This window comes from Streptomyces virginiae (genome assembly GCF_000720455.1).
Lineage (GTDB): Bacteria > Actinomycetota > Actinomycetes > Streptomycetales > Streptomycetaceae > Streptomyces > Streptomyces virginiae.
On sequence record NZ_JOAK01000122.1, the window covers coordinates 1 to 241 of the forward strand.

The 241-nt window shown below is 53.9% G+C and carries 1 rRNA gene; it reads left to right on the forward strand.

The annotated features are described in order from the left end of the window. Window positions 1–144 precede the first annotated feature (144 nt). Window positions 145–241: ribosomal RNA gene (rrf, locus tag IG86_RS40485) — 5S ribosomal RNA — on the forward strand; the annotation flags it as partial.

Sequence of the window (241 nt, forward strand, 5' to 3'; positions counted from 1 at the left end):
TAGGCCAGATGTGGAAGCCCGGTAACGGGTGAAGCTGACTGGTACTAATAGGCCGAGGGCTTGTCCTCAGTTGCTCGCGTCCACTGTGTTAGTTCTGAAATAACGAACAGCTGTGTTCATGCCAGCGTTCAAATTTCATAGTGTTTCGGTGGTCATAGCGTTAGGGAAACGCCCGGTTACATTCCGAACCCGGAAGCTAAGCCTTTCAGCGCCGATGGTACTGCAGGGGGGACCCTGTGGG